15 protein-coding genes and 1 pseudogene are annotated in these 22475 nt (G+C 65.5%); 3 read left to right on the top strand and 13 right to left on the bottom strand.

Going from position 1 to position 22475, the window contains the following annotated elements; translation table 11 throughout:
* From ABD002_RS18190 to ABD002_RS18215, 6 genes are all read right to left on the bottom strand, one after another.
* Positions 1-1155, bottom strand: a 1155-nt coding sequence (locus ABD002_RS18190; RefSeq protein WP_343793758.1) for a sialidase family protein, incomplete at its 3' end; no start/stop codon positions are given.
* Between the two features lie 245 nt (positions 1156-1400).
* Positions 1401-3914 (bottom strand): S8 family peptidase, encoded by a 2514-nt coding sequence (locus tag ABD002_RS18195; protein ID WP_343793760.1) that lies wholly within the window; start codon positions 3912-3914, stop codon positions 1401-1403.
* A 279-nt stretch (positions 3915-4193) separates the two neighbouring features.
* Positions 4194-6671 carry a S8 family serine peptidase gene (locus ABD002_RS18200; protein ID WP_343793763.1) on the bottom strand — a complete coding sequence of 826 codons (2478 nt, stop codon included), beginning with the start codon at positions 6669-6671 and terminating at the stop codon, positions 4194-4196.
* A gap of 121 nt (positions 6672-6792) precedes the next feature.
* Positions 6793-9294, bottom strand: a complete 2502-nt coding sequence (locus tag ABD002_RS18205; protein ID WP_343793765.1) for a S8 family serine peptidase — start codon at positions 9292-9294, stop codon at positions 6793-6795.
* A 197-nt stretch (positions 9295-9491) separates the two neighbouring features.
* Complete coding sequence (locus ABD002_RS18210) at positions 9492-10139, bottom strand: response regulator (RefSeq protein ID WP_343793767.1); 648 nt, start codon at positions 10137-10139, stop codon at positions 9492-9494.
* Positions 10136-11593, bottom strand: a complete 1458-nt coding sequence (locus ABD002_RS18215) for a sensor histidine kinase (RefSeq protein ID WP_343793770.1) — start codon at positions 11591-11593, stop codon at positions 10136-10138. Before ABD002_RS18215 ends, ABD002_RS18210 begins: the two co-directional genes overlap by 4 nt.
* Before the next feature lie 182 nt (positions 11594-11775).
* On the opposite strand from ABD002_RS18215, the gene ABD002_RS18220 reads away from it, so the two are divergent.
* Entirely contained in the window at positions 11776-13905 is a 2130-nt protein-coding gene (locus tag ABD002_RS18220; protein ID WP_343793773.1) for a TonB-dependent receptor, read from the top strand.
* A 193-nt stretch (positions 13906-14098) separates the two neighbouring features.
* Here the strand turns inward: ABD002_RS18220 and ABD002_RS18225 are convergent, their stop codons facing one another.
* Positions 14099-14788, bottom strand: coding sequence for a ribonuclease T2 family protein (locus tag ABD002_RS18225; protein WP_343793775.1), 690 nt, complete (start codon positions 14786-14788; stop codon positions 14099-14101).
* Positions 14789-14960: 172 nt separating this feature from the next.
* Here ABD002_RS18225 and ABD002_RS18230 point away from each other — a divergent pair, with 172 nt between their 5' ends.
* A complete protein-coding gene (locus tag ABD002_RS18230; protein ID WP_343793777.1) occupies positions 14961-15479 on the top strand; it encodes an SET domain-containing protein in 519 nt (172 codons plus the stop codon).
* Between the two features lie 101 nt (positions 15480-15580).
* Complete coding sequence (locus ABD002_RS18235) at positions 15581-16699, top strand: hypothetical protein (protein ID WP_343793779.1); 1119 nt, start codon at positions 15581-15583, stop codon at positions 16697-16699.
* A 54-nt stretch (positions 16700-16753) separates the two neighbouring features.
* On the opposite strand, the gene ABD002_RS18240 is transcribed toward ABD002_RS18235, so the two are convergent.
* The 6 genes and pseudogenes from ABD002_RS18240 to ABD002_RS18265 form a co-directional block, all read right to left on the bottom strand.
* Positions 16754-17140 carry a hypothetical protein gene (locus ABD002_RS18240; RefSeq protein WP_343793782.1) on the bottom strand — a complete coding sequence of 129 codons (387 nt, stop codon included), beginning with the start codon at positions 17138-17140 and terminating at the stop codon, positions 16754-16756.
* 62 nt (positions 17141-17202) lie between these two features.
* Positions 17203-17589 (bottom strand): VOC family protein, encoded by a 387-nt coding sequence (locus ABD002_RS18245; RefSeq protein WP_343793784.1) that lies wholly within the window; start codon positions 17587-17589, stop codon positions 17203-17205.
* Between the two features lie 283 nt (positions 17590-17872).
* Positions 17873-18079 (bottom strand): annotated as a pseudogene (locus tag ABD002_RS18250) (alkylphosphonate utilization protein); the annotation flags it as partial.
* A gap of 347 nt (positions 18080-18426) precedes the next feature.
* Positions 18427-18894 (bottom strand): GNAT family N-acetyltransferase, encoded by a 468-nt coding sequence (locus ABD002_RS18255; protein WP_343793786.1) that lies wholly within the window; start codon positions 18892-18894, stop codon positions 18427-18429.
* A 260-nt stretch (positions 18895-19154) separates the two neighbouring features.
* A complete protein-coding gene (locus ABD002_RS18260; RefSeq protein WP_343793787.1) occupies positions 19155-19559 on the bottom strand; it encodes a hypothetical protein in 405 nt (134 codons plus the stop codon).
* A gap of 252 nt (positions 19560-19811) precedes the next feature.
* On the bottom strand, positions 19812-22403 hold the full coding sequence (locus ABD002_RS18265) for a glycosyltransferase (protein WP_343793789.1): 2592 nt from the start codon (positions 22401-22403) through the stop codon (positions 19812-19814).
* Between the last annotated feature and the right edge of the window lie 72 nt (positions 22404-22475).

Here is a 22475-nt window from a genome sequence, read left to right on the forward strand (position 1 = left end):
GGTCCAGGTCTGGCCGCCGTCGTAGGTGGTGGCGATGAAGGCGTACCACACGCCGGGGAAGCTGATCGCCTGGTAGTCGCCCGGCATGTTGGTGCCGAGGAAGCCGCAGGCCGCGCGGCCCGAACTGCCGCCGACCGCTTCGGTGTGTGCCGCGTTGACGATGCCGAGCGCCTTGCCGACGTCGACATCGCGGATCCAGGTCTGGCCGCCATCCTTGCTGACTGCGACGTGGACGTGGCCCTCGGGCGGGTTGCCCGCGGCGACCGGCTCGTTGTTGACATAGCAGTAGTATGCGGTGCTGTCGCTGTCGAGCGCGATGGATGGATCGGCGCCGTTCACTTGCGAGTGGCTGCCACTCACGGCGAACTCGCTCCACGTCGTGCCGGCATCGGTGCTGGTCGCGCCGCCCTGGCGGGCGTTGCATTGGTTGACCGGCAGCCAGGCGGTACCGTTCGGCGCAATGTGCACGTGGCCGTGCAGACCGCCGCAGCCTTGCGCTCCAAAGCCCGTGTAGGCCGGTACGCCGGGGCCCCAAGTCACGCCGAGATCGAGGCTGCGTGCGCACATCGCCGGGCCGACGATGTCCTGCGAGCAGTACAGCGTGTTCTCGCCCTGGTTGAGCGGCGTCGTCAGGATCGACAGCGATGCCGGGAACGGTCCGCTGCCGATGGTTTGGTGGTCGGCGCCGCCGTTGGGCGGGGCCACGCCGATCGGAATCCAGGAGTCGCCGTCGTTGTCGCTGTAGGCGTAGGCCGCGTTCGCACCGGCGGTGGAGTTGGAGGCGAAGGTGCGGCCGCTCTTCTGGTCGGTCCAGAGGATCGGATCGAGCCCGGTGTTGGTCACGATGCTGGACTTGTCTTCCCAGAGCGCCTCGCAGCTCTCCGGGGCTGAGGGGTCGACCACTTCCGGCGGCGTCAGACGCCAGATCGGCCCGGCATTCATCGTCATGATGCGGTGGGTCGCGGGATCGAAGCCGATATTGAATTCGCCGTGGCTCGATTGCGCCGAAGTGCCGTTGGGCGCGTAGAAGTTCTGGTAGCGAGGCTCACCCGGCATGGTCACGTTGGGTCCGCCGAACGAGCCAGCCGCAAGCAAGGGAGGGGCTGCGAGCAGCAACAGCGCCGGTATATACGAAAGCTTGGGTCGATTCACCATCACCATCTCCGCGCTGCGGTCTCCTGGAAGTGCGCAGCGGTTGAGTTCGGATTGCCGTCATCCAGGTGGCCGGTCAGGCACACACCGTATAGGTCTTCAGCCGTAGTCCGGCAGAGGGGAAAACCCCCAGCAGCGCGCCTGCAAATCACCCAGGGTCGGGCCGGCGTTGCCGATGATCTGTTGCGCCGGTGCGGGCGCCGAGGTCGACGACGGCCCAGCAGATGCCGTCGCGCATTGCGGAAACGCTACTTGTTGTAGGTGTCGGCGAGGATGCCGGCCGAGACCGCGTACTCGGCGCGTGTCACGTTGCGCGCCGGGTCGAACCAGCCGTGGATGACCGGCTGCGGATCGAACGGCCCCTGGGTGAGCGTGTAGCGCACGTTCATCAGACCGAGGTCGATCGCGAGCTGCGCGTAGCCGCGCTTGTCGGCGGGAATGCTGGCCGAATCGTCAAGTTTCAGGCGCTGGTTGTTGTAGGTCACGTAAACGTCACCGCTGTACGACGTCGCGAGCGTCTGCTGACCGAGACTCTGTACGAGGCTGTAGGCGAGATCGCTGCGCGGCACCGTGCCGTTCGGCTTGAACTGGCCGTTCTGCAACTGCATCACGCCCGCCGCGACGCCGGCCCGATCCTTCAGCGCACCGCCAAATGCGATAGCCGCTTCGGCGAACGGGTAATACCGGCTCGACGTCTGCAGGTCGGTGAAGCTCGGTTTGACCGGCAGATACTGACGCACGCCAGCGCCCATCACCAGGTACTGGGCGAGATCGGCGCGGATCAGCGTATCGTCCGGATGGAAGTTGTCGTCGTCTTCGCCATCGGCCAGGCGCTCGCGCTTGGCGACGGCATGCTGGATCGCGCCGCGATCCTGATGGCCGGCGACATCGTTGAGGCCGGTGTAGCCGCTTGTCTTGGCGAAGCTGATCGTTCCCTTGACCGTGCCGGGGATCGCAAAGCCGGTGATGACATGCGCCGGATCAAGCGTCGTGCCGCTGATCGAGCCGATGCCGCGCACGCTGATCGTCCAGGGGCCTGGCTTGCCGGGCGCGCCGACCGCGACGGACGAGCCAAGTAGCGGCAGCGCGATCGACGAGCCATAGCGGTTGCCGTCCGGATCGATCAGCACCAGCGCGACGGTCTGGCCGTCCGGTGGCGTGGCACGCGCGTTGACCCAGGCAGTGTCGCTGCTGACCTGGAACGTCTGCGAACCGGCCGGACCGGCCGGTGTGAAATCGTCCGAGGAGAATGGCAGCGTACCGCCCGGTTCGACCTCCGCGCTGGCATTGAAGCGGTGCAGGTTGTTGACCGTGCTGCCGAAGCCGCCGCGCGTGCCCGAAGCCTCCATCAGGGCCACGTAGGCATTGACGTAGCCGGCGCCGTCTTCCCACGACGCGCGACCCGGGATGTTGCTGGCGGTGCGCTGGAGCAGGTCCTTGACCTGCAGCGGATTGAGGTTCGGATTCGCTTCGAGGATCAGCGCGGTGATGCCGGCCGTGTGCGGCGTCGCCATCGAGGTGCCGCTCATGGTGGTGTAGAACGGCAGGTAGGCCGGCGCGATCAACTTCTGATCCGTCTGTGCCGCCAGCAGTGGCAGCGCGCCGGTGACGTCGCGCGTGGAGATCACGTCGACACCGGGCGCGGTGATCGCCGGCTCGTTCACGTAGGTCCACCGCTGGCCGTCCGGCATGGCGAAGCTGGCGCTCTCGTAGCGGTGGCCGCGCGACGAGAAGTCGGCGAGCCTGCCCTGCTTGTCGCCGGCGGCGACCGAGATCACCCACGGGGCCTGTGCGTAGGGATTGTGCGTGTCCTCGCCGGGGCCGCTGTTGCCGGCGGCGAACAGCACGACCATGCCGTCGTTGTAGGCCTCGTAGCTGGCCAGGTTGACCGGATTGGTCGGATCGAACTTGCCCGAGCTGCCCCACGAGTTGGAGATCACCCGGATCGGCGAGTTGAAGCGGAACTGGTTGATGATCGCGTAATCGAAACCGCCAACCGCATCGAGGATCGTGGTGACGGCACCCGAGCCATAGCCGACGATCTTCGCACCCGGCGCCACGCCGGCGTACAGCCCACTCGAACGCGCGCCGGCGCCGCCGAGGATGCCGGCGCAATGGGTGCCATGGCCCGAGCTGGTGTCGCTGTTCGGCTGCCCTTCGACGTAGGTGACCGGCAGGATGCCGGCCGGGCCGCCGAGGGCGGTGACCAGGCTCCGCGGCAGCCCGTGCAGGTTGGTGAGCGCCTGCACGTTCTGCACGACGTGGTCGCCGTAGGTCAGATCGAGATGGGTGGCGTCGATACCGGAGTCATTGATCATCGCGGTGACGCCAAAGCCCTTGTAGGGCAGCACGCGGCCGAAATCGGCCGGATGCGTCTGCGTACGCGCCACGCTGGATTGCTCGCGCGATTCCTGGTTGAAGTCCGTCAGATGGCTGTTCGGATAGATCGACAGCACGTCCATGCGTGTGGTCAGCGCGCGGATCTGCGCAGGGGTCGCCACCGCGCCGGCGATCGGCAGCGCCTGGAAGGTCAAGGCCTGGTTGATGCCGAGCGCGCCCAACGCGGCGACCTGGTCGGAGGTGAGCGGCGAGTGGATGTTGTTGAAGCTCACCACCACTTCAAGCTTGTCGCCCGGCGCGGCGGTGGTCAGCGCCTGTTCGAGATCGGGGGCGAGGTGGGCGTTGGCGAAAGCGGCGCCGCTGAGAATGCAACCGGTGATCGCGAGCGCCAATCGGCTGCGGCGAAGGTGAAGCCTGTGCATGAGTTGCCCCCTCAGGGAGTGCATGGAAACGACGCGCACCGCCACCATCTTTCCCTGAGTACTGCGATACAGCGGCGCCAGCATCGGACGCGCGAGGGGCGCAGGGAATCGGGCCTACTCCTCAAGCGGAGCAGGGGAAATCCCTCACGGAGACGACGCCGTGTTGATGAGCCGGGCAGCGCCTCGCGTTTGGCGCCCAGCGTAGGGGTTCAGGTCCGTGCGACAAGCAGGCGGCCCGGAATCCCGGGCCGCCTTGGCGTCACGTAAAGCGTGAAGCAGTTACTTGTTGTAGGTGTCGGCGAGGATGCCGGCCGAAACCGCGTACTCGGCGCGCGTCACATTGCGGACCGGATCGAACCAGGCGTGGATGACCGGCTGCGGATCGAACGGACCCTGGGTGAGCGTGTAGCGCACGTTCATCAGGCCGAGGTCGATCACGAGCTGGGCATAGCCGCGGGCTGCAGCCGGGATTGCGTCGGAGTCGTCAAGCTTGATGCGGCTGCCGTTGTAGAGTGCCTTGACGTCGCCGCTGAAGGCGCTCGCCTGCGCCTGCAGGCCGAGCGCTTGGACCAGGCTGTAGGCCAGGTCCGCCCGGGGCACGGCCGTATCCGGGAGGAACGCGCCATTGACCAACCGCATCAGTCCTTCGTTGACGCCGGCGCGATCCTTGAGCGCCGCCCCGTGAGCAATCACAGCCTCCGCAAACGGATAACGGACATCGCTGACGGCGAGATCGGCGAAGCTTGGCGTTGCCGGCAGGGACTGACGCACGGCGGCGCCCATCACCAGATAGCGTGCGAGATCGCCACGGGTCAGCGCGGTGTCGGGGCTGAAGTTGCCGCCTGCCTGACCGTCGACGAGGTGCTTGGCGACCGCGTACTGAATGCCGCCTTGGGCCGGATGCCCCGCGATGTCGTTGAGGCCGCTGTAGGCTCCGCTGTTGATGAGCGAGATCGTGCCGGTCACCGAGCCGGGACCGTTCGGCAGGCCCGTCGGAACGCCGACACCCGCGAAGCCCTTGGCGGTCACGGTCCAGGTGCCCGGCTTGGCCGGCGCGCTCACCGATGCGTTGGAGCCGAGCACCGGATAGGTGAAGCTGGATTTGTAGACCTTGCCATCGGGATCGATCAGCTGCAGCACCAAGGTGTTGGTGTCGACCGAACTGTGCGCGATCACCCAGGCGGTGTCCTTGGTGACAGTGAAGGTCTGCGAACCCGTCGTGCCCGTTGGGGAGTAGTCGAACTTGAACGGCAAGATGCCGCCGGAAGTGACCACCGCGTTGCTGTTGAACGTATGCAGGCTATTGACCGTGCTGCCGTAGCCGCGACGATTGCCGGAGGCTTCCATCAGCGCCGCGTACGCATTGACGTGGCCGGCGCCGGCTTCCCAGCCAGCGTAACCCGGGAGGTTGGTGGCGGTGCGCTGAAGCAGATTCTTGACTTCGAGCGGCTTCAGGGCCGGATTGGCCTCAAGCAGCAGGGCGACGACGCCGGCCGTGTTCGGGGTCGCCATCGAGGTGCCACTCATCGCCGTGTAGAACGGCAGATAAGGAGGCGCGATCAGGTTGGCGTCGGTCTGCGCGGCCAGCGGAGGCAGCGCACCGAGCGGGTCGCGGGTGGAGATCACGTCGACGCCGGTGGCGACGATGGCGGGTTCGTTGACGTAGGTCCACGACTGCCCATCGGGCATGACGAAGCTGCCATTCTCGAAACGATGTCCGCGCGAGGAGAAATCGGCGAGCTTGCCTTGCTTGTCCCCCGCCGCGACCGAGGTTACCCATGGCGCCTGCGCGTAGGGATTGTGCGAATTCTCGCTCGGGCCGTCGTTGCCGGCGGCGAAGACCGAGACAATGCCGCTCTTGTAGGCGGCATAGCTGGCGACATTCACCGGGTCCGTCGGATCGAACGGCCCCGAGCTGCCCCACGAGTTCGAGATCACGCGGATCGGCGAGTTGAAACGAAACTGGTTGATCAGCGCGTAATCGAACCCGCCGATCACGTCCATGACTTCAATGACGGTTCCGGAACCGTAGCCGACCAGCTGGGCGCCGGGCGCCATGCCGCGATACAGGCCATTCGAGCGGGCGCCGGTGCCTGCAATGATGCCCGCGCAATGGGTGCCGTGACCGGAGCTGATGTCGGTGTTCTGTTGCCCTTCGACATAGGTCACCGGAAGGATCGACAGCGAAGGCGCCGGCGCGGGAGCGGCCTGGCCCTGGCTGCGCAGGTTGGTCAGGCCCTGCACGTTCTGCACGATCTTGGTGCCGTAGCTGAGATCGAGATGCGTGGCATCGATGCCGGAGTCGTTCACCATCACGGTGACACCGAAGCCGGACCAGGGCAGCGTACGGCCGAAGTCGGCTGGCTGCGCCTGTGCTTGCTGCGCGCTCGCGATCTCGCGGGATTCCTGGTCGTACAGCGTGACCGGCTTGTTGGCGAAGATCGACAGCACGTCGGGGCGTCGCGCCAGCGCATTGATCTGCGCCGGCGTGGCGAGCGCGCCGAGGATCGGCAAGGCCTGAAAGGCCAGTCCTTGGTTGATGCCGAGCGCTCGCACGCCCGCCAGTTCGGCGGTGGTGACAGGACCTTTGGCGTTGTTGAACGTAACGACGACTTCGAGCTGGTCGCTCGGCAGGGCCGTGGCGAGCTGCCGGCTGAGGTCGGTGCCGATATGGGCATCGGCCAAGGCGGTGCCGCTGGACAAGGCGCAAGCGATGGCAACGGCCAGCTTGCGGTAGGTTTCGCTGTACATCTGCATGGAGTCGATCACCTTGGAAAGGTTTGTGAATGGCAGTCGGATCAGGGCCGGACTACCTGTTCAACCGAATAGGTAAAAATGCGGCCCGGGGTGTCCGGGCCGCTTCGATGCATTGCTGCAATTACTTGTTGTAGGTGTCGGCGAGGAGGCCGGCCGAGACCGCGTACTCGGCGCGCGTCACGTTGCGCGCCGGATCGAACCAGCCGTGGATGACCGGTTGCGGATCGAACGGACCCTGCGTGAGCGTGTAGCGCACGTTCATCAGGCCGAGGTCGATCGCGAGCTGCGCGTAGCCGCGCTTGTCGGCCGGAATGCTGGCCGAATCGTCAAGTTTCAGGCGCTGGTTGTTGTAGGTCACGTAGACGTCGCCGTTGTACGGCGCAGCGACCGCCTGCTGACCGAGGCTCTGCACCAGGCTGTAGGCGAGATCGCTGCGCGGCACATTGCCGGTCGCGTTGAACTGGCCGCCTTGCAACTGCATCACGCCGGCCGCGACGCCGGCACGGTCCTTCAGCGCGCCGCCGAATCCGATCGCGGCCTCGGCGAACGCGTAGCGACTGTCGCTGGCGGCCAGATCGGTGAAGCTCGGCGTGACCGGAAGCGCCTGGCGGATGCCGGCACCCATGACGAGGTACTGGGCAAGGTCGCCGCGCACCAGCAGATCGTCCGGATGGAAGTTGCTGTCGGCGTAGCCATCGACGAGACGCCGTCCGACGCCGCTCTGGATCGCGCCCCTCGCCGGATGCCCGGCGATGTCGTTGAGGCCGGTATAGCCGCCCGACTTGGCGAAGCTGAGCGTACCGGCGACCGTGCCCGGGATCGCATAGCCGTTGGTGACGTGGGCTGGGTCGAGCGCGGTGCCGCTGACCGAGCCGATGCCGCGCACGGTGACCTTCCAGGTACCTGGCTTGCCCGGAGCGCCGACGGCGACGCTGTCGCCGAGCACCGGCAGGGCGATCGACGAGCCGTAGCTCTTGCCGTCCGGATCGACCAGCACCAAGGCGACCGTCTGCCCGGTCGGCGGGGTCGCGCTGGCATTGACCCAGGAAATGTCACTGCCGACCTGGAAAGTCTGTGCGCCGGTCGGACCGACCGGAGAGAAGTCGACCGAGAACGGCTGGGTGCCGCCGGCGACGACCACCGCGCCGGCATTGAAGCGGCGCAGCGCATTGACGGTGCTGCCATAGCCGCTGCGCGTGCCGGAGGCTTCCATCAGCGCCGCGTAGGCGTTGACGTAGCCGGTGCCGTCCTGCCACGACTCGTAGCCGGGGATATTGCTAGCGGTGCGGCGCAGGAGGTCCTTGACCTGCAGCGGTCCGAGCCGCGGATTCGCCTCGAGCAGCAGGGCCGAGATGCCGGCGGTGTGCGGTGTCGCCATCGAAGTGCCGCTCATCGTCGTGTAGAACGGCAGGTACTGCGGTGCGATCAGCGCGGCATCGGTCTGCGCGGCGAGCGGTGGCAACGCGCCGCCGAACGTGCGCGTCGAGATCACGTCCACGCCCGGAGCGGTGACGCTCGGCTGGTTCACGTAGGTCCATTGCTTGCCGTCCGCCATCGTGAATGTGCCGGATTCGAAGCGTGCACCGCGCGAGGAGAAGTCGGCGAGCTTGCCGTGCTTGTCGCCGGCTGCGACCGAGATGACCCAGGGTGCCTGCGCGTAGGGATTGTGCGTGTTTTCGCCAGGGCCGCTGTTGCCGGCTGCGAACGCCACGACCATGCCGTCCTTGTAGGCCTCATAGCTGGCGAGGTTGACCGGATCGGTCGGATCGAACTTGCCTGATGTGCCCCACGAATTCGAGATCACGCGAATCGGCGAGCGGAAGCGGAACTGGTTGGTGATCGCGTAGTCGAAGCCGCCGATCGAATCGAGGATCGAGATGACCGCGCCCGAGCCGTAGCCGACGATGTCGGCGCCCGGCGCTACGCCGGCGTAGAGACCGTTCGAGCGTGCGCCGGTGCCGCCGAGGATGCCGGCGCAGTGCGTGCCATGGCCGGAGCTGGTGTCGGTGTCCTGCAGGCCTTCGGTGTAGGTGACCGGGAGGATGTTCGGGCCGCCCGCGGAGCTGACGAGATTCTGCGGCAGGCCCCTCAGATTGGTCAGGCCCTGCACGTTCTGCACGACGTGGGTGCCGTAGCTGATGTCGAGATGTGTGGCGTCGATGCCGGAGTCGTTGATCATCGCAGTCACGCCGAAACCGGACCAGCGCAGCACGCGGCCGAAATCAGCGGGATTTGCTTCCGCGCGGGCCACGCTGCTCTGCTCGCGCGACTCCTGGTTGAAGTACTCCAGCTTGCGGTTCGGAAAGATCGAGATGACGTCGCTGCGCGCGGCCAGCGCGCTGATCTGCGCTGGTGTCGCCAGCGCACCGGCGATCGGCAGCGAGTGGAACGTGAACGCCCGGGTGATGCCGATCGCGCGCAACGCTGCGATCTGCGCGGCGCTGACCGGTTGTGCGCCGTTGTTGAAGCTGACCACGACTTCGAGCTGGCCGCCCGACGGAGTGGCGGCCAGGGCTTGACTGAGGTCGGCGGGAATGCTGGCATCGGCGAACGCGGTGCCGCTGAGGATGCAACCGGCGATTGCGAGCGCCAGCGGGTTGCGAAGCGTAGGGAACGACTGCATGAACGACTTCCTCCGGAGGAGAGCAAAGCACACGCCGCCGGTAGCGCCGGCAGTGCGGATGAGTGGAACGTCGTTACGCTGCGCCTGGAGGCGAGGCGCGACTATCCGGCGTCTCCCTCAGGAGGCGTGGGGGAATTCACTCAGAGGTACGGGGGCGGGCGAAGTCGCGCGCCCGCAGCGCAGGGCGTGAGTCGCCCTCAGCGCTGCTTCATGCCGCTCTTCCACGCGTAGACCGCGGCCTGCGTGCGGTCGCTGACGTTGAGCTTGCCGAGCACGTTGCTCACGTGCGTCTTCACGGTCTTCTCGCCGATGCCGAGGCGCTCGGCGATGTGCTGGTTGCTGAGGCCCTCGGCCATCAGTGCCAGCACCTCGCGTTCGCGCTGGCTGAGCGTTTCCAGCACTTCGCTGCCGGGTTCGGAGCCGCGCCGCAGCGCATCCATCAACTTGCCGGCGACGCGCGGATGCAGCACGGCCTCGCCGCGTGCGGCCTTGCGCAGCGTGTCGGCCAGCGCATCGGCGTCGACGTCCTTGAGCATGCACGACAGCGCGCCAGCCTGCACCGCGGCGACGATCTGCTGGGCGTCCTCGAACGAGGTCAGCAGCACGACCTGGGTGTGCGGGCTGGCCACGCGGATCGTGCGCGTCGCCTCGATGCCGCCTCCCGGCATGACCAGGTCGACCAGCGCGACATCGGGCTGGTGCTCGGCGCACAGCTTCATCGCACCGGCTGCGTCTTCTGCCTCGCCAACGATCGCCAGGTCCGCATGCGTCTCGAGGAACGCACGGATGCCCTGGCGGACCAGCACGTGGTCGTCGGCGATGACAATGCGGATCTGTGCGTTCATGGGATCGGTATCTCCGCGGCGAGAAAGCTGACGGTCACGCGCGTACCGTGATCGGCCGGCACGTCGATGTCGAAGCGACCGCCCGGCAGGCCTTGCGCGCGCTCGCGCATGTTGCGCAGACCCATCCCGAGCACCGGTTCGTCCGGCGTGCCGCGGCCATTGTCGCTGATCGCGAGGCGCACGCGTTCCGCCTCACGACGGAGCACGAGGTCGACGCGGGTCGCGCCACTATGGCGCAGCACGTTCGAGAGTGCCTCGTCGACGATGCGCAGCAGCGATTCCTCGAGCGGCGCGGCCAGCGGCGGCACATCCTCGAGATCGAAGCCGAGCAGCATGCCGCTGGTGTGCGCCCATTCGTTCGCGCGTGTGCGCACGCGCTCGGCGAGCGGCAACTCGGTGTCCGATGCGCGCATCTCGTCGAGGATCTGTGCGAGCTCCTGCTGGATCTGCTGGCTCAGTCGCTGAGCCTGCTCGAGCCGATCGGCGCCCGGCGCGTCCGCGAGCACGCGCCGCGCGGTCGCCAGTTGCAGGTTCAGCGCGAACGCCTTCTGCTTGACCGTGTCATGCAGGTCGCGTGCGAGGCGCTGGCGTTCGGCCAGGGTCGCCAGTTGCGCGCGCGAGCGCAGCAGACCGCGCAGGTCGAGCGCCATGCGATCGAGCAGGGCTGACAGCCCGCCGAGCTCGTCGCGCGACCGGTCGCCGATGCGGTCGGAGAAATCGCCGCGGCTCCACGCGGTCGCGGCGCGCGCGATGTGGTTCAAGCGACGCGTGACCCAGGCCGCGAGGAAGATCGACGAGGCCAATCCGAACACGATCAGGAATCCGAACACGGTCGGCGACTCGAAACTGGAATCGAACAGCAGTCGCCGCCAAGGCACCGGCACGCGCAACTCGACGAACAGCAAGCCGAGCAGCTCACCGGATGCGGTACGCAGGGGGGCAACCGCACGACGGATGACGTACGGACTCTCGCTGCCGGGCAACGCGACCGCGGTCGCGCCTGATGCTGCAGCGCTGGCCGTCTCGTCCGGCCTGGGCAGCTCCGGCGTCCAGTGACGGTCGCCGCGCGAACGCGCCAGCTCCTGTCCATCGGGCGCGAGGATCGCCGCCGCGAGCGGAACGTCGGCGAGCTCGAGCAGCACATAGGATTGGTCCGGGGTCAATCCGCCACGCGGCTGCTGCAGGCGCAGCGCCCATGCATCGAGCCAGATCTGCAACGCGGCGCGGTCCGTGCCGTCCGCGCCACGCAGATGCGGCCATTGCGCGGCGAGCTCCGCAGCGCCGTGTTCGGCGGAGCGGTCGAGACTGCCGGCCGCGAGCCCGTCCATGAACCGGTGGAACTCGTAGAGCAGGATCGCCGACTGGACCACGATCAGCGTCGGCAGCGACAGCAGCACGTAGAACAACGCGAGCTTGGAGACGAGACCGCGTAGTTGCGGACGGAGAACGGTCATCGAGGCTGTGCGCGTTCGGCGAAAGCGCCAAGCATACCTGCGCGGCACGCCTGCGTTCCGCTTCGGTGACTCAGCCTGAAGGCGGATATGCCATGCGTCGCAAAGCCGTTATGCGGCTGGCGCCCACGTCCCAGACTCTCCAATTGGGGAATTCGTTAAATTCTTGTCCCGGGAGAAAACCGATGCTGTCCCCCATGCCGCGTCGCCGAGTGATCGGCGCTGCTTTCACCGTTGCGTTGTTTACCGTTTCCGCGTCGAGCTACGCGGATGATGCACAGACACTGGAACCCGTCCAGGTCACCACCTCGAAAATTCCCGTCGCACTGAGTGACACCGCCGCGAATGTCAGCATCGTCACTGGCGAGGATTTGCGCGCTCGCGGCGCGAACGACCTGCGCACTGCATTGTCGTTGGTTGCCGGCGTCGTGATCGCGCCTGGCGGCGATGCCGGCCCAGCGTCCGCCGTGCCGGCGTTGTGGGGCCTGCGTGAATTCGATGCGTTCCTGCTGGTGGTCGATGGCGTGCCCTCGGGCGGTGCCTTCACGCCGGCGCTGGTCAGTCTCGATCTCGCCAATGTCGAGCGCATCGAAGTACTGAAAGGCGCTGCGCCCGTGAGCTACGGTGCGACCAGTTTCGTCGGCGTGATCCACGTGATCCACTACGCCGCCGGACAGGGGCCGGCGCGGGTCGAGGTGGGCGTTGGCAATCGCGGCAGTGCACGCTTTGCGCTGGCGTTGCCGTTGTCCGACAGCAACGCGCCTTGGCGGCAGTCGCTGCTGCTGGATGGCGAAAAGCGGGGCTTGGCGGGGGATCGCACGAATTTCGATCGCGCGCATCTGCTGTACCGCGGCGCCGGCAATGTCGGCGGCGGCGAGTTCAGCCTCGATTTCGACGCCACCCTGGTGCGCCAGGACCCGGGCAGCCCGCACCCGGTCGAGAACGGCGTGTTGTCGCCGCGCGTGCCGTTGGACGCGAACGACAATCCGCGCGGCGCGAAGAACAACGAGAACCGCACCCAGCTGGCACTCGGCTATGTGCTGCCGACGAGCCTCGGTGAATGGAGCACGCGGCTTGCGGTGGCGGCCACCAACGACGACAACGCACGCGGTTTCCTGCGTCAGGACTTCGCCGACGACGGCGTGACCCACAACGCCGACGGCTTCCAGCAAGGCGTGCACAAGACCGACGTCTATCTCGACAGCCACATCGCCACCGAGCTTTCCGAGCACGCCACCCTCGTCTGGGGCTTCGACTACCTGTACGGCAAGGGCGCCCAGCACAGCGGCAACTTCGAGTATCCGGTGTTCCCGAACGGCAGCAATGCGCCGGATTGGCAATCGCCGCATATCGACGAGTTCACGCATGTGGGCGACAAGCGCAATTTCGCCGGCCTGTACACCGAGCTGAACTACGTGCTGACCGATGCATGGCGGGTCAACGCGGGTGTGCGTTTCAACCACACGCACGAAGTCCGCGATGCCACGCACATCGACAACACCGGGCCGACCCCGGTCGAGGACCAGAACGGATCCGTGCAGCGCAGCGACAATCGCTGGGCGGGCGCGCTCGGTACCAGCTACCGCTTGTGGCAGGACGGGCACGATCAGATCACCGCCTACGCGAACTATCGCAACACGTTCAAGCCGGCGGTGATCGACTTCGGTCCGGAATCGGAAGGCGGCATCCTGCGGCCGGAAACCGCTCGCAGCGCGGAAGCCGGACTCAAGGGGCAGCACTTTGACGGACGCCTGGATTGGGACCTGTCGGTCTTCCAGATGAACTTCAACAACCTCGTCGTCGCGCAAGCCGTGAATGGCCTGCCCAGCCTTACCAATGCCGGCAAGGAACGCTTCAAGGGCGTCGAACTGGACGGGCGCTATCGGTTCAACAACGACCTGAGCCTGGTCGGCACCTACGCGTACCACGACGCCCGCTTCGGCGACTATGTGCGGCTGTTCGGCGATACGCAGGTGCAGCTCAAGGGCAACCTGCTCGAATTGTCACCGCAGCACCTGGGCAGCGTGGGTCTGACGTATGCGCCCGCCGAAGGTCTTCGCGCCTACGGTGTGGCGTCCTACAACGGCGCCCATTTCCTCGATCGGCGGAACACCGCGCGTGCGGGCGCCTATACGACATTCGACGCAGGCGTCGGCTATCGCCTCGCCGCCTGGGAAGTGCGTCTGGACGGCTACAACCTCAGCGATCGCCGCGACGCGGTCGCCGGCAGCGAGCGCGGCATCGAGCAGTTCTATCGCATGCCGGCGCGTTCCTACTGGTTGAGCGTGGCCTACACGTTCGGCGATCACCGCTGATCAGCGGATTCGATTCGGAACATCGGGATCATCCCGACCGGCCACGGACGGCCACCTTTCGCAGCTTCCATCTCCCGTAGGAGCGGCTTCAGCCGCGATGCTTCTTGGGCAATTGAAAGCAGAGCATCGCGGCTGAAGCCGCTCCTGCAAGGCCGCGATCTCCATCGATGCGTATCGAGTTCGGCCGCTGCGCTCAGCGCGTCGCCGGAATGCTGAACGGCGCTGACAACGGGCAACCCGTGCGCATGCGCCGACCGCAGCTGCGCAGTGCGAGGTTCTTGTCCAGGCACACGCGCACCTCGACGAGTTCGCCCTGGCTGCAGTGCAGGCTCAGCATGTCATCAGCGAGTCCGGGATTCGCGCGTTTCAGCGCGTCGCGCAGGTCGTCGGCGGTGGTCTGCATCGCGCTTTGTGGCGCCTTCAGCTCGGGCGGCACATGCACGGCCGCGAACGCGCGATCGGCGGCATTGAAGTAGCCGGCCGGATCGAGGCCGGTGCAGGCGCCATGCGTATGCCATTCGTGGTTGATCAGGCGCTTGCTCGGCATGAACGCGAGCGCCTCGGCGACGGTCTTGCCATCCGGCTCGGCGTCGCTCACGCAGCGCTGCGGCCCGCCGCCGTTCTCGTACTGCGGCCACAGGCCATGCAGCACGAAGCCGTAACCCTTGTGGCCGCACTGGTCCTCCTCGTCGGGATGCGTTTCGCAGAACGTCGGTGACCACGACAGCGCCATCACGTAGTAGTCGTACTGGCCGACAACGGTGTCGCTGTTCGACTGCGCCTCGCGCGAACGCGAGGAGTGCGAATGCCGCGCCAATGCGGAACTGGCGAAACACAGGGCCAGCAGGCCGGCGAGGATCAGGGCAGGGCGCAGACGTGACATCGCGGACTCGTCGAGGTGGGGTTGGATTTCCGTCCGCGCAAACTAGCACGATGCCGGCATCTCGTTGTGCCGGTGCTCGCACGAACCGGTCCCGGAATGGCGCGCGCCGGCGCAGCCGCATGCATGGAACGCGATATGATGTGCGGTCCAACTCCACTTCCTTGTTTCTTCCATGCCCAAACGCATCGCCGCGCGCCGTTCGCCGATCCACGGCAACGGTGTCTTCGCCCTCACCGACATCCCGGCCGGGATCGAACTCATCGAATACCGTGGCAAGCGCCTGACCCACGCGCAGGCCGACCGCCTCTACGCGAACACCAGTGACAGCGGCCACACGTTCCTGTTCACGCTGAACGACAAGTACGTGATCGATGCGACGAGCGAAGGGAACATCGCACGCTGGATCAACCACAGCTGCACGCCGAACTGCCGCGCACTGCTCGAGGAGAACGAAGGCGGCAATTCGCGCAAGGACCGTGTGCTGATCGAGACATTGCGCCCGCTGCGCGAGGGCGAGGAACTCACCTATGATTATGGAATCGTCCTCGAGGAACGCCTGACCCCGCGCCTGAAGGCGATCTGGGCCTGCCGCTGCGGTGCGAAGAACTGCACCGGCACCCTGCTGAAGCCCAAGCGCAAGCCGAAGGCTGCCACGGCACCCACCGCACGCCGCGGCAAGAAGAAGGCGTAGGCGCTGCCTCCGGGGAAGCCGCGGCGTCGACGGCCCTAGTGCTTGACTGGCATGAAGCCTGCAGGATTAAGTATCGACGAACCCAGCCGTGGTGACCGCCCATGAGCCGTGAGAAGACGATCGCCGCAATCGGTCTGTCCGAGAACGAAATCGCGCACCTGCGCCGGCTCGTGCACGCCTGCGCCGACCAGCTCGAGGTACCTTGGCGCTGGGGCGACGAGGATGCCCCGGACCTCATCGTCGTCGATACCGGTTCGCTCGCCGGCCAGATGGCACGTGCGCGTGCGCAGGGATCCGGCATCCGCTTCGCGGTGTTTTCCGACCAGCCGGTCCACGATGGCGACCTGCTGCTGCGCCGCCCGCTGCTGCGCGCAAATGTCATCGATGTGCTGAATACCGCGGCGCGCGCCGTTGTGCACTGCGAGAAGATCGGCGCGCACACTGCCGACTTCTACACGCGCGATATCGGCGAGGAGGCCACGCCGGCACGTTCCATCGACGACGAGGCGCCGGTGGCGGGGCTCGACGATGTCCTGCGTCACGAGCCGGCGGAGCTGCGCAAAACCGATGGCGAGCCGCCTGCGCCTCCTGCCGCAACCGTGCTTGGACGCAAGTATGCGACGCGCGAGAGCATGCTCGAGGACACCGCGCCGCGCGAGCTGCGTGAGTACCTCGAGGGCGATCTGGTGCGCATGCCGGCGCGCTATGTGCTGCCCGGTGCGCCGGCGCTGACCCTGGATCCGAAGAACAAGGTCGCGCACGCAGTGGTCGGGCTGGGCGCGCTCGAACCGTATTGCCGCGCGCGCTGGCGCCTGTGCGACTGGCAGCCGCTGACCAGCGCGGAACTGGCCGAGGCGCGTGAGGAACAGCAGTCGCACTCGTACGCGCGACTCGTCTGGCTGCACGTGCTGCTGCATTCGGGGGGCGAGCTCGCGCGCCACCTCGATCCCGGCGGCACCTACCGACTCAAGCACTCGCTTGAGGTCGAGAAGGAGTTCGGCAAGTACGCGCGTATCGGTCCGGCGATGCTGCAGCCGACGCGCCTGCACGAGATCGCGAGCGCGGCCGGCGCGCCCATGGCGGACGTATTCGACCTCGTCAACGCCTACGATGCGATCGGCCTGATCGAATGGCAGCCGCGCGCGCGCCGCCACGACGACAAACCCGCGAAATCCGGCTCGCTGTTCGGCAAGTTGCGCAATCCGTTCAGCAAGTCCTGAGCGCGCGCGACGCGTTCAGGACACGGCGCGCGCGCCATCACTCCGCGCGTGCGATCAGCTCGCCGGCGCCTTCAGGTTCCGGAAGATGTTCACCGCGAACAGCACGACGGCCACGCCGACGATCGCGGAACCGATGCCGACGACGGGTTCCAATGCGGTATTGCCGCGCAGCAGGCCGGTGAGCGCCAGCAGCAGGAACGGCAGCGGCAGGTTGTACAGCCAGAACTGGATCTTAGCGAGCCGCGTGGTCGCGAGTCCGGGGAACTGACGATAAATCAGGCCGATCAGCGCGAGAGAGACCCAGCCGAGCAGATTGATGTGGGCATGCACCGGGAACAGCGAATGGTCGCCGGAGGCGCCCATGTAGATGCCCCAGCCGACGCCGATCACGAAATAGATCGTGGCGAGCTTGATCCAGATGACACCGGCATTGCCTGGCATGACTCCCTCCGTTGATTGGACCACAGTACGTTCGTTATCGCGATTCGCGCTGGCCGCGGAATTCAGCCGGCCTGGAGTGGGGTCTCGCCCATCAGTGCGAGCTGGTTGCCGTCGAGGTCGGTGAACTCGGCGAGCCAAAGTTCCGACGTCGGCGTGCGGTGCACGATGTGCGGTTCCGCCTTGAAGGCGACGCCTTTGTCCTTGAGCGACGCGAACACCGCGTGGATATCCGGCACCTGGAAGTAGATCGCCGAACCGCGTTGCGCGGCCTGTCCCGGCGGCATCACGCCGACCAGCAGACGCACGCCGCCGCAATCGAAGAACGCCATCTGCGGCGGCGCCGCGAACAGGAACGGGATGCCGAGCACGTCGCGGTAGAACGCGATCCCCTGCTCGAAGTCTGCGACCGGGACCAGCAGCTGGGCGACTCGTGCATTCGCGAGGTTCATCGCGGCCTCCGCAGGAGAAGGTCAATCGGCGAGGCAGGATACTGGAAATAGCCTCGGCAGGCCGTTCGCACTGAGTAACTGTGTTGCTCGTCAAGCGAGCGTTTCGTGTTCGCGCCAGCATGTAGGTTGGGCTGAGCGTAGCGATGCCCAACTGGGTGGCGACCGATGTTGGGGTTCGCAAGCTCACCCCAACCTACGCCCGCTTAAGCCCTCTCCTTAAAGAGGAGGGTGGGGATGGTGTGTTCGTACCTCGGCGGTATCCACCGGGTTTATCGCCGCCAACTCAAGCCTTCTTCAGAAAACAGGTCTTGAGCACGAGGCCCTTGACCTTCTCCGCGTTGCATTCGATCTCTTCCTCGTCATCGGTGAGGCGGATGTTCTTGATCATCGTGCCGCGCTTCAGCGTGACCGAAGTGCCTTTCACCTTCAGGTCCTTGATGACCGTCACCGAGTCGCCGTCGGCGAGCGGGTTGCCATTGCTGTCTTTCACGTTCATGGAGATTCCTTTTTTCGACCGGTTGTCATTGCTTTCTGCCTCCCGCGCACCTGATCAACCCGGAGGTTACCCACGTTTCGCAGCAGCGTGGCGGCATTCGATGCCCTCTCCCCCAAGCCCTGCTTGGGGGAGAGGGTTGGGTGAGGGGGCGAGCCCGCAAACCCCGACGGAGCCGCGATTTCCGCACGTATCCACAAGCAGGAGCGCTTCGATGAAGATCTCTGCATACAGCGATGGCGTGCCTTGCATGGAGCTCCGCCCCCTCACCCCAACCCTCTCCCCCAACGATGGAGCCGTTGGGGGAGAGGGAGCAGAAGACGCGTCGTTCCGATGCCAACGGGTCACACCGCCTTGCGGTAGACGACGAACCCCGATCGTTCGGCGATCTTGTCGTACAACCGCATCGCGGTCGTGTTCGTCTCGTGCGTCTGCCAGTAGACGCGACTCGAACCCGCGGCCTTCGCGTGTTCGTACACCGCCTCGATCAGCGCGCGGCCGACTCCCTTGCCTCGCGCGGCCTCGACGGTGAACAGGTCGTGCAGATAGCAGGTGGGTCCGAGCTGGATCGTACTGCGATGGAAAAGAAAGTGGGCGAGGCCCAGCAGGTTGCCGCCGCTCTCCGCGACCAGCGCATGCATGGGTTCATAGCCGTCGAAGAAGCGCGACCAGGTCGTCTGCGTGATTTCCGCTGGCAACCCGGTTGCGCCTGCGCGACCGTAGAACGCGTTGTAGCCATCCCAAAGCCTGTTCCAGGCGGTGAAGTCTTCGCGACGAACGGGGCGGATCACGATGTGTTCGGCTTCAATCACCCCATCTCCTTCTTGCACTTGCTTGCGTTTGCGCAGGTTGGGCTGAGCGTAGCGATGCCCAACATCGATGGAGCGATGCGTTGGGGTTCGCTGGCTCACCCCAACCTACCGTGCTGGATCCGACCAGGAAGCAGGGATAGGAAGACGACGATCGCTAGGCAACGCATGGAATGAGCCTCTTTACCTTGGCTAACGACCAAGCTCAGCGGACGTTAACGAGCACCGGCGAGTTAACGTTCTGCTGGAGCGCCTTGTTGAAACTATAAACATTTGCTCGGCTGAATTGATGTATCAAAGCTTTTGGGGGTGCCTGATTCCGAGTATGTGGTTTGAAAATCTACGTTGAAGCCTTGGTCCAGCACCGGCTTCATGGATCCGCAGGCGATGTTGCGCAAATTTCCCTCGTATTTGTCCTTTTGATCAATTGTGAAACCGGAACGTGTATCCAAGGTGTAAAAGTAGCGCAGAGCGCGTCCGTCGAAATCCGCCTTCGTAAGAGTTGCTCCAGATCCGAGGTCTTTGGGCAAGTTGGCGTTTATTTCTTTAACCATCGAGTCAATTTGGCTATTTGGGCCGGATTCTTTTGGTCCCATCACCTTCATAATGATTTTTGGAACAAGGATCAGGATTAGAACAACGCCAATGATCTTGAAAACCTTGCCCATGAGAATTCCTGTTCGTTAAGTGCGTAGAGGACCCGCTCCAATTTTTGGCCAACTACAAGTAGACCCCGAATCCGGGGTGTAGCGCCTGACGTTCAGGTCGCATGGTCGCCGCGTCAAGCCGCGAACTCTCCAGCGAATCAAGCGCTTCGACGCACGCACGCATGATCGGCATGAGATAACCGCCTCTCGGAATCGAGGGCGTAATGTTCATCACCTCGGAAATGGGGTGTAACACAGCGCTGCGGAGTGGAATCACCCCACTGCATCCCCCGACCGATGCGCGACCCACGCGCCGATCAGCGCCGATCCGTACGGAATCGCCTGCGCGGCGAGGATCGCGATCCACAGGCGGCCCTCGATGTAGTTGATGCCGGTCGAGTTGATCATGCCGACGACGCAGGCGATGAGCGCGGCGAACAGGAGCCCTTCCTCGCTGACCGAGGTGAACGGGTTCGGTTTCGCGCCGATGCGGCGGCTCTTGGCGGTGCGGATGAATTCGCCCTTCTTGCGCCACAGACCTTCGTAGATGCCGCGCGCGATCGCGTGCGACAGGCCCATGCTCGCGACCGAGGCCATCAGCGTGTCCTTCCACGAACACGGCACGCGCACGCGGTAGAGGATGATCCCGAACGCGGCCTTGAAGATGAAGAAACCGATCAGCGGCACCAGGAACAGATACATCGGCAAGGTGAACCAGCGCGGTGCGAGCACCATGCCGAGCGTCCAGAGCATCGCCATCAAGGTGAACACGAGGTGCAGCGCGTCGCCGAACCACGAGAACCAGCCGGTCAGGAAGTGGAAGCGCTGGCCGCGCGTCAGCGTGGAAGTCTTCGAGACCATCCAGCTCCAGCGCGCCTTCATGATCTGCATCGCGCCGAACGCCCAGCGGTAGCGCTGTGATTTGTACGCCTTGAAGTCGGCCGGGGTCAGGCCCTTGCCCATCAATTCGTCGACGTAGACGAGCTCGTAGCCGGCCTTCATCAGGCGCAGGCCGAGTTCGGCGTCCTCGCAGATCGTCCATTCCGACCACGCGCCGGTGTTGGCGAGCACGTCCTTGCGCACCATCGTCATCGTGCCGTGCTGGATGATCGCGTTGCGCTCGTTGCGATGGTGCATGCCGATACGGAAGAAGCCGTCGTATTCCCAGTTCGTCATGCGACGGAACGGGTTGTGCTCCCACTCGCGGTGCGCCTGCGGGCACTGCACGACGGCGACCTTCGGATCGGCGAAGTAGCCGGTCAGCGCACGCAGCCAGTCGCTGCGTACTTCGTAGTCGGCATCGACGACGGCGACGACTTCGGCGCGCGGATCGGTCACTTCGAGTCCGTAGTTCAGCGCGCCGGCCTTGAAGCCGGGCCAGGGTTCGAGGTGGTAGAAGCGGAATTTCGCGCCGAGTTTTTCGCAATGGGCTTCGACCGGCTTCCAGACGTCCGGGTTCTTCGTGTTGTTGTCGAGGACGATGACCTCGTAATTCTCGTAGTCGAGCGCAGCCAGCGAATCGAGCGTCAGGATCACCATCTCCGGCGGCTCGTTGTAGCAGGCGAGATGGATCGACACGAACGGCTGCGGATCGCCGGGCTTCGGCGTCAGCGGCTTGAACTCGCGCAGCCAGTACGGCCGCCACAGCACCTCGGTGAACTCGAAGCCGTTGATCAGCAGGATCAGGATGATCGCGAACTGCGCCGGGAACAGCAGGACCAGCATCGCCCAGTCGAACGGACTCAGGTAGAAGTCGTAGGGCAGGGTCGCCATCCACACCAGGATCGACGCGGACAACTGCACCAGCACGAGGAAGAACGCGAGGCCGAGCGCACGGAAGCGGATGAAGTGGCGCGCAAACCAGAACATCGGCAGCAGCGCGAGCAGCGAGGCGGCGCCCGCCTTCCACGGCCAGTTCGGATCTTCGATCACGGTACCGGTAAACGAGAATTTCTGCTGGCGGCTCGCGTTGAACACGCCCCAGTACGATTCGACGCGGCCGGCGAGCTTTTCTTTCCACGGCTGGTCGATCGCTTCCATCACGTAGTAGTCGATCTTGTTGCCGGCGGCGACGTTGAACCAGTCGCGCAGGAAGTGCGCTTCGTCGGCGAGAGAAGGCTGCGCGTATTCGCGCCGGTTGCCGTTCGACGGCCAGCCGACTTCGCCGATCACGACGGGTTTGTTGGGGAACAGTTTCTGCAGTTCGCGGTACTGGCCGAGCACGAAGGCAACGGCGTCCTTGCGCGGTACTTTTTCCCAATACGGCAGGATATGCACGGTGATGAAGTCGACGTGCTGTGCGAGTTCAGGGTGGCGCTGCCAGGTATCGAGCGGTTCGGCGGTCGAGACCGGCACCTTCAGCTGCGCGCGCGCGCGGTCGATGTAGCCGATCAGGTCCTTGACGCCGATGTCGCCGCGCAGGATCACCTCGTTGCCGACGATCACGCGGTCGATGTTGTCGTTCTTGCGCGCCAGCGCGATCAGTGCGGCGAGTTCGCGTTCGTTGCGTTCGGCGCGGCCTTCGATCCACGCGCCGGCCATCACGCGCAGGCCATAAAACTTGGCGATGCGCGGGATCTGCGGGTTCTCCACCGAGGAATACGTGCGCAGCCGCTTGGTGTACTGCGAGAGCAGGCGGATATCGCCATCCAGCTCAGGCTCGCTGGGGTAAATCTGCTGGGTCGGATCCTGGTAGCGCTGGAAGGGATTGAACGCGAAGCCGGCCACTTCGCCATGCCAGTCCGCAATGTGCACGGGCCGGTTCAGGAACGCCCACAGTCCGACGTTGAGCGCCGCCACCAGCAGGGTCAGAGCGAGTGCGCGCCAGAACGATTTGCGCACGACGGGTGGCGGAGTGAGACTCAACGGGGTTCCTCGGAGGCTGCTGCGGAAGGGGCTTGCGGACAGCGCGGCAGCATAGCCGAACGCTGCGAGCGG

This window comes from Dokdonella soli (assembly GCF_039523175.1).
GTDB classification, from domain to species: domain Bacteria; phylum Pseudomonadota; class Gammaproteobacteria; order Xanthomonadales; family Rhodanobacteraceae; genus Dokdonella_A; species Dokdonella_A soli.

Excerpts from the sequence above, each read along its gene's own strand:
- ABD002_RS18220 (WP_343793773.1), top strand. The coding sequence starts at position 11,776 with ATGCTGTCCCCCATGCCGCGTCGCCGAGTGATCGGCGCTGCTTTCACC.
- ABD002_RS18195 (WP_343793760.1), bottom strand. The coding sequence starts at position 3,914 with ATGCACAGGCTTCACCTTCGCCGCAGCCGATTGGCGCTCGCGATCACC.
- ABD002_RS18205 (WP_343793765.1), bottom strand. The coding sequence starts at position 9,294 with ATGCAGTCGTTCCCTACGCTTCGCAACCCGCTGGCGCTCGCAATCGCC.
- ABD002_RS18200 (WP_343793763.1), bottom strand. The coding sequence starts at position 6,671 with ATGCAGATGTACAGCGAAACCTACCGCAAGCTGGCCGTTGCCATCGCT.
- ABD002_RS18230 (WP_343793777.1), top strand. The coding sequence starts at position 14,961 with ATGCCCAAACGCATCGCCGCGCGCCGTTCGCCGATCCACGGCAACGGT.
- ABD002_RS18210 (WP_343793767.1), bottom strand. The coding sequence starts at position 10,139 with ATGAACGCACAGATCCGCATTGTCATCGCCGACGACCACGTGCTGGTC.
- ABD002_RS18240 (WP_343793782.1), bottom strand. The coding sequence starts at position 17,140 with ATGCCAGGCAATGCCGGTGTCATCTGGATCAAGCTCGCCACGATCTAT.
- ABD002_RS18260 (WP_343793787.1), bottom strand. The coding sequence starts at position 19,559 with ATGGGCAAGGTTTTCAAGATCATTGGCGTTGTTCTAATCCTGATCCTT.
- ABD002_RS18225 (WP_343793775.1), bottom strand. The coding sequence starts at position 14,788 with ATGTCACGTCTGCGCCCTGCCCTGATCCTCGCCGGCCTGCTGGCCCTG.
- ABD002_RS18215 (WP_343793770.1), bottom strand. The coding sequence starts at position 11,593 with ATGACCGTTCTCCGTCCGCAACTACGCGGTCTCGTCTCCAAGCTCGCG.
- ABD002_RS18235 (WP_343793779.1), top strand. The coding sequence starts at position 15,581 with ATGAGCCGTGAGAAGACGATCGCCGCAATCGGTCTGTCCGAGAACGAA.
- ABD002_RS18245 (WP_343793784.1), bottom strand. The coding sequence starts at position 17,589 with ATGAACCTCGCGAATGCACGAGTCGCCCAGCTGCTGGTCCCGGTCGCA.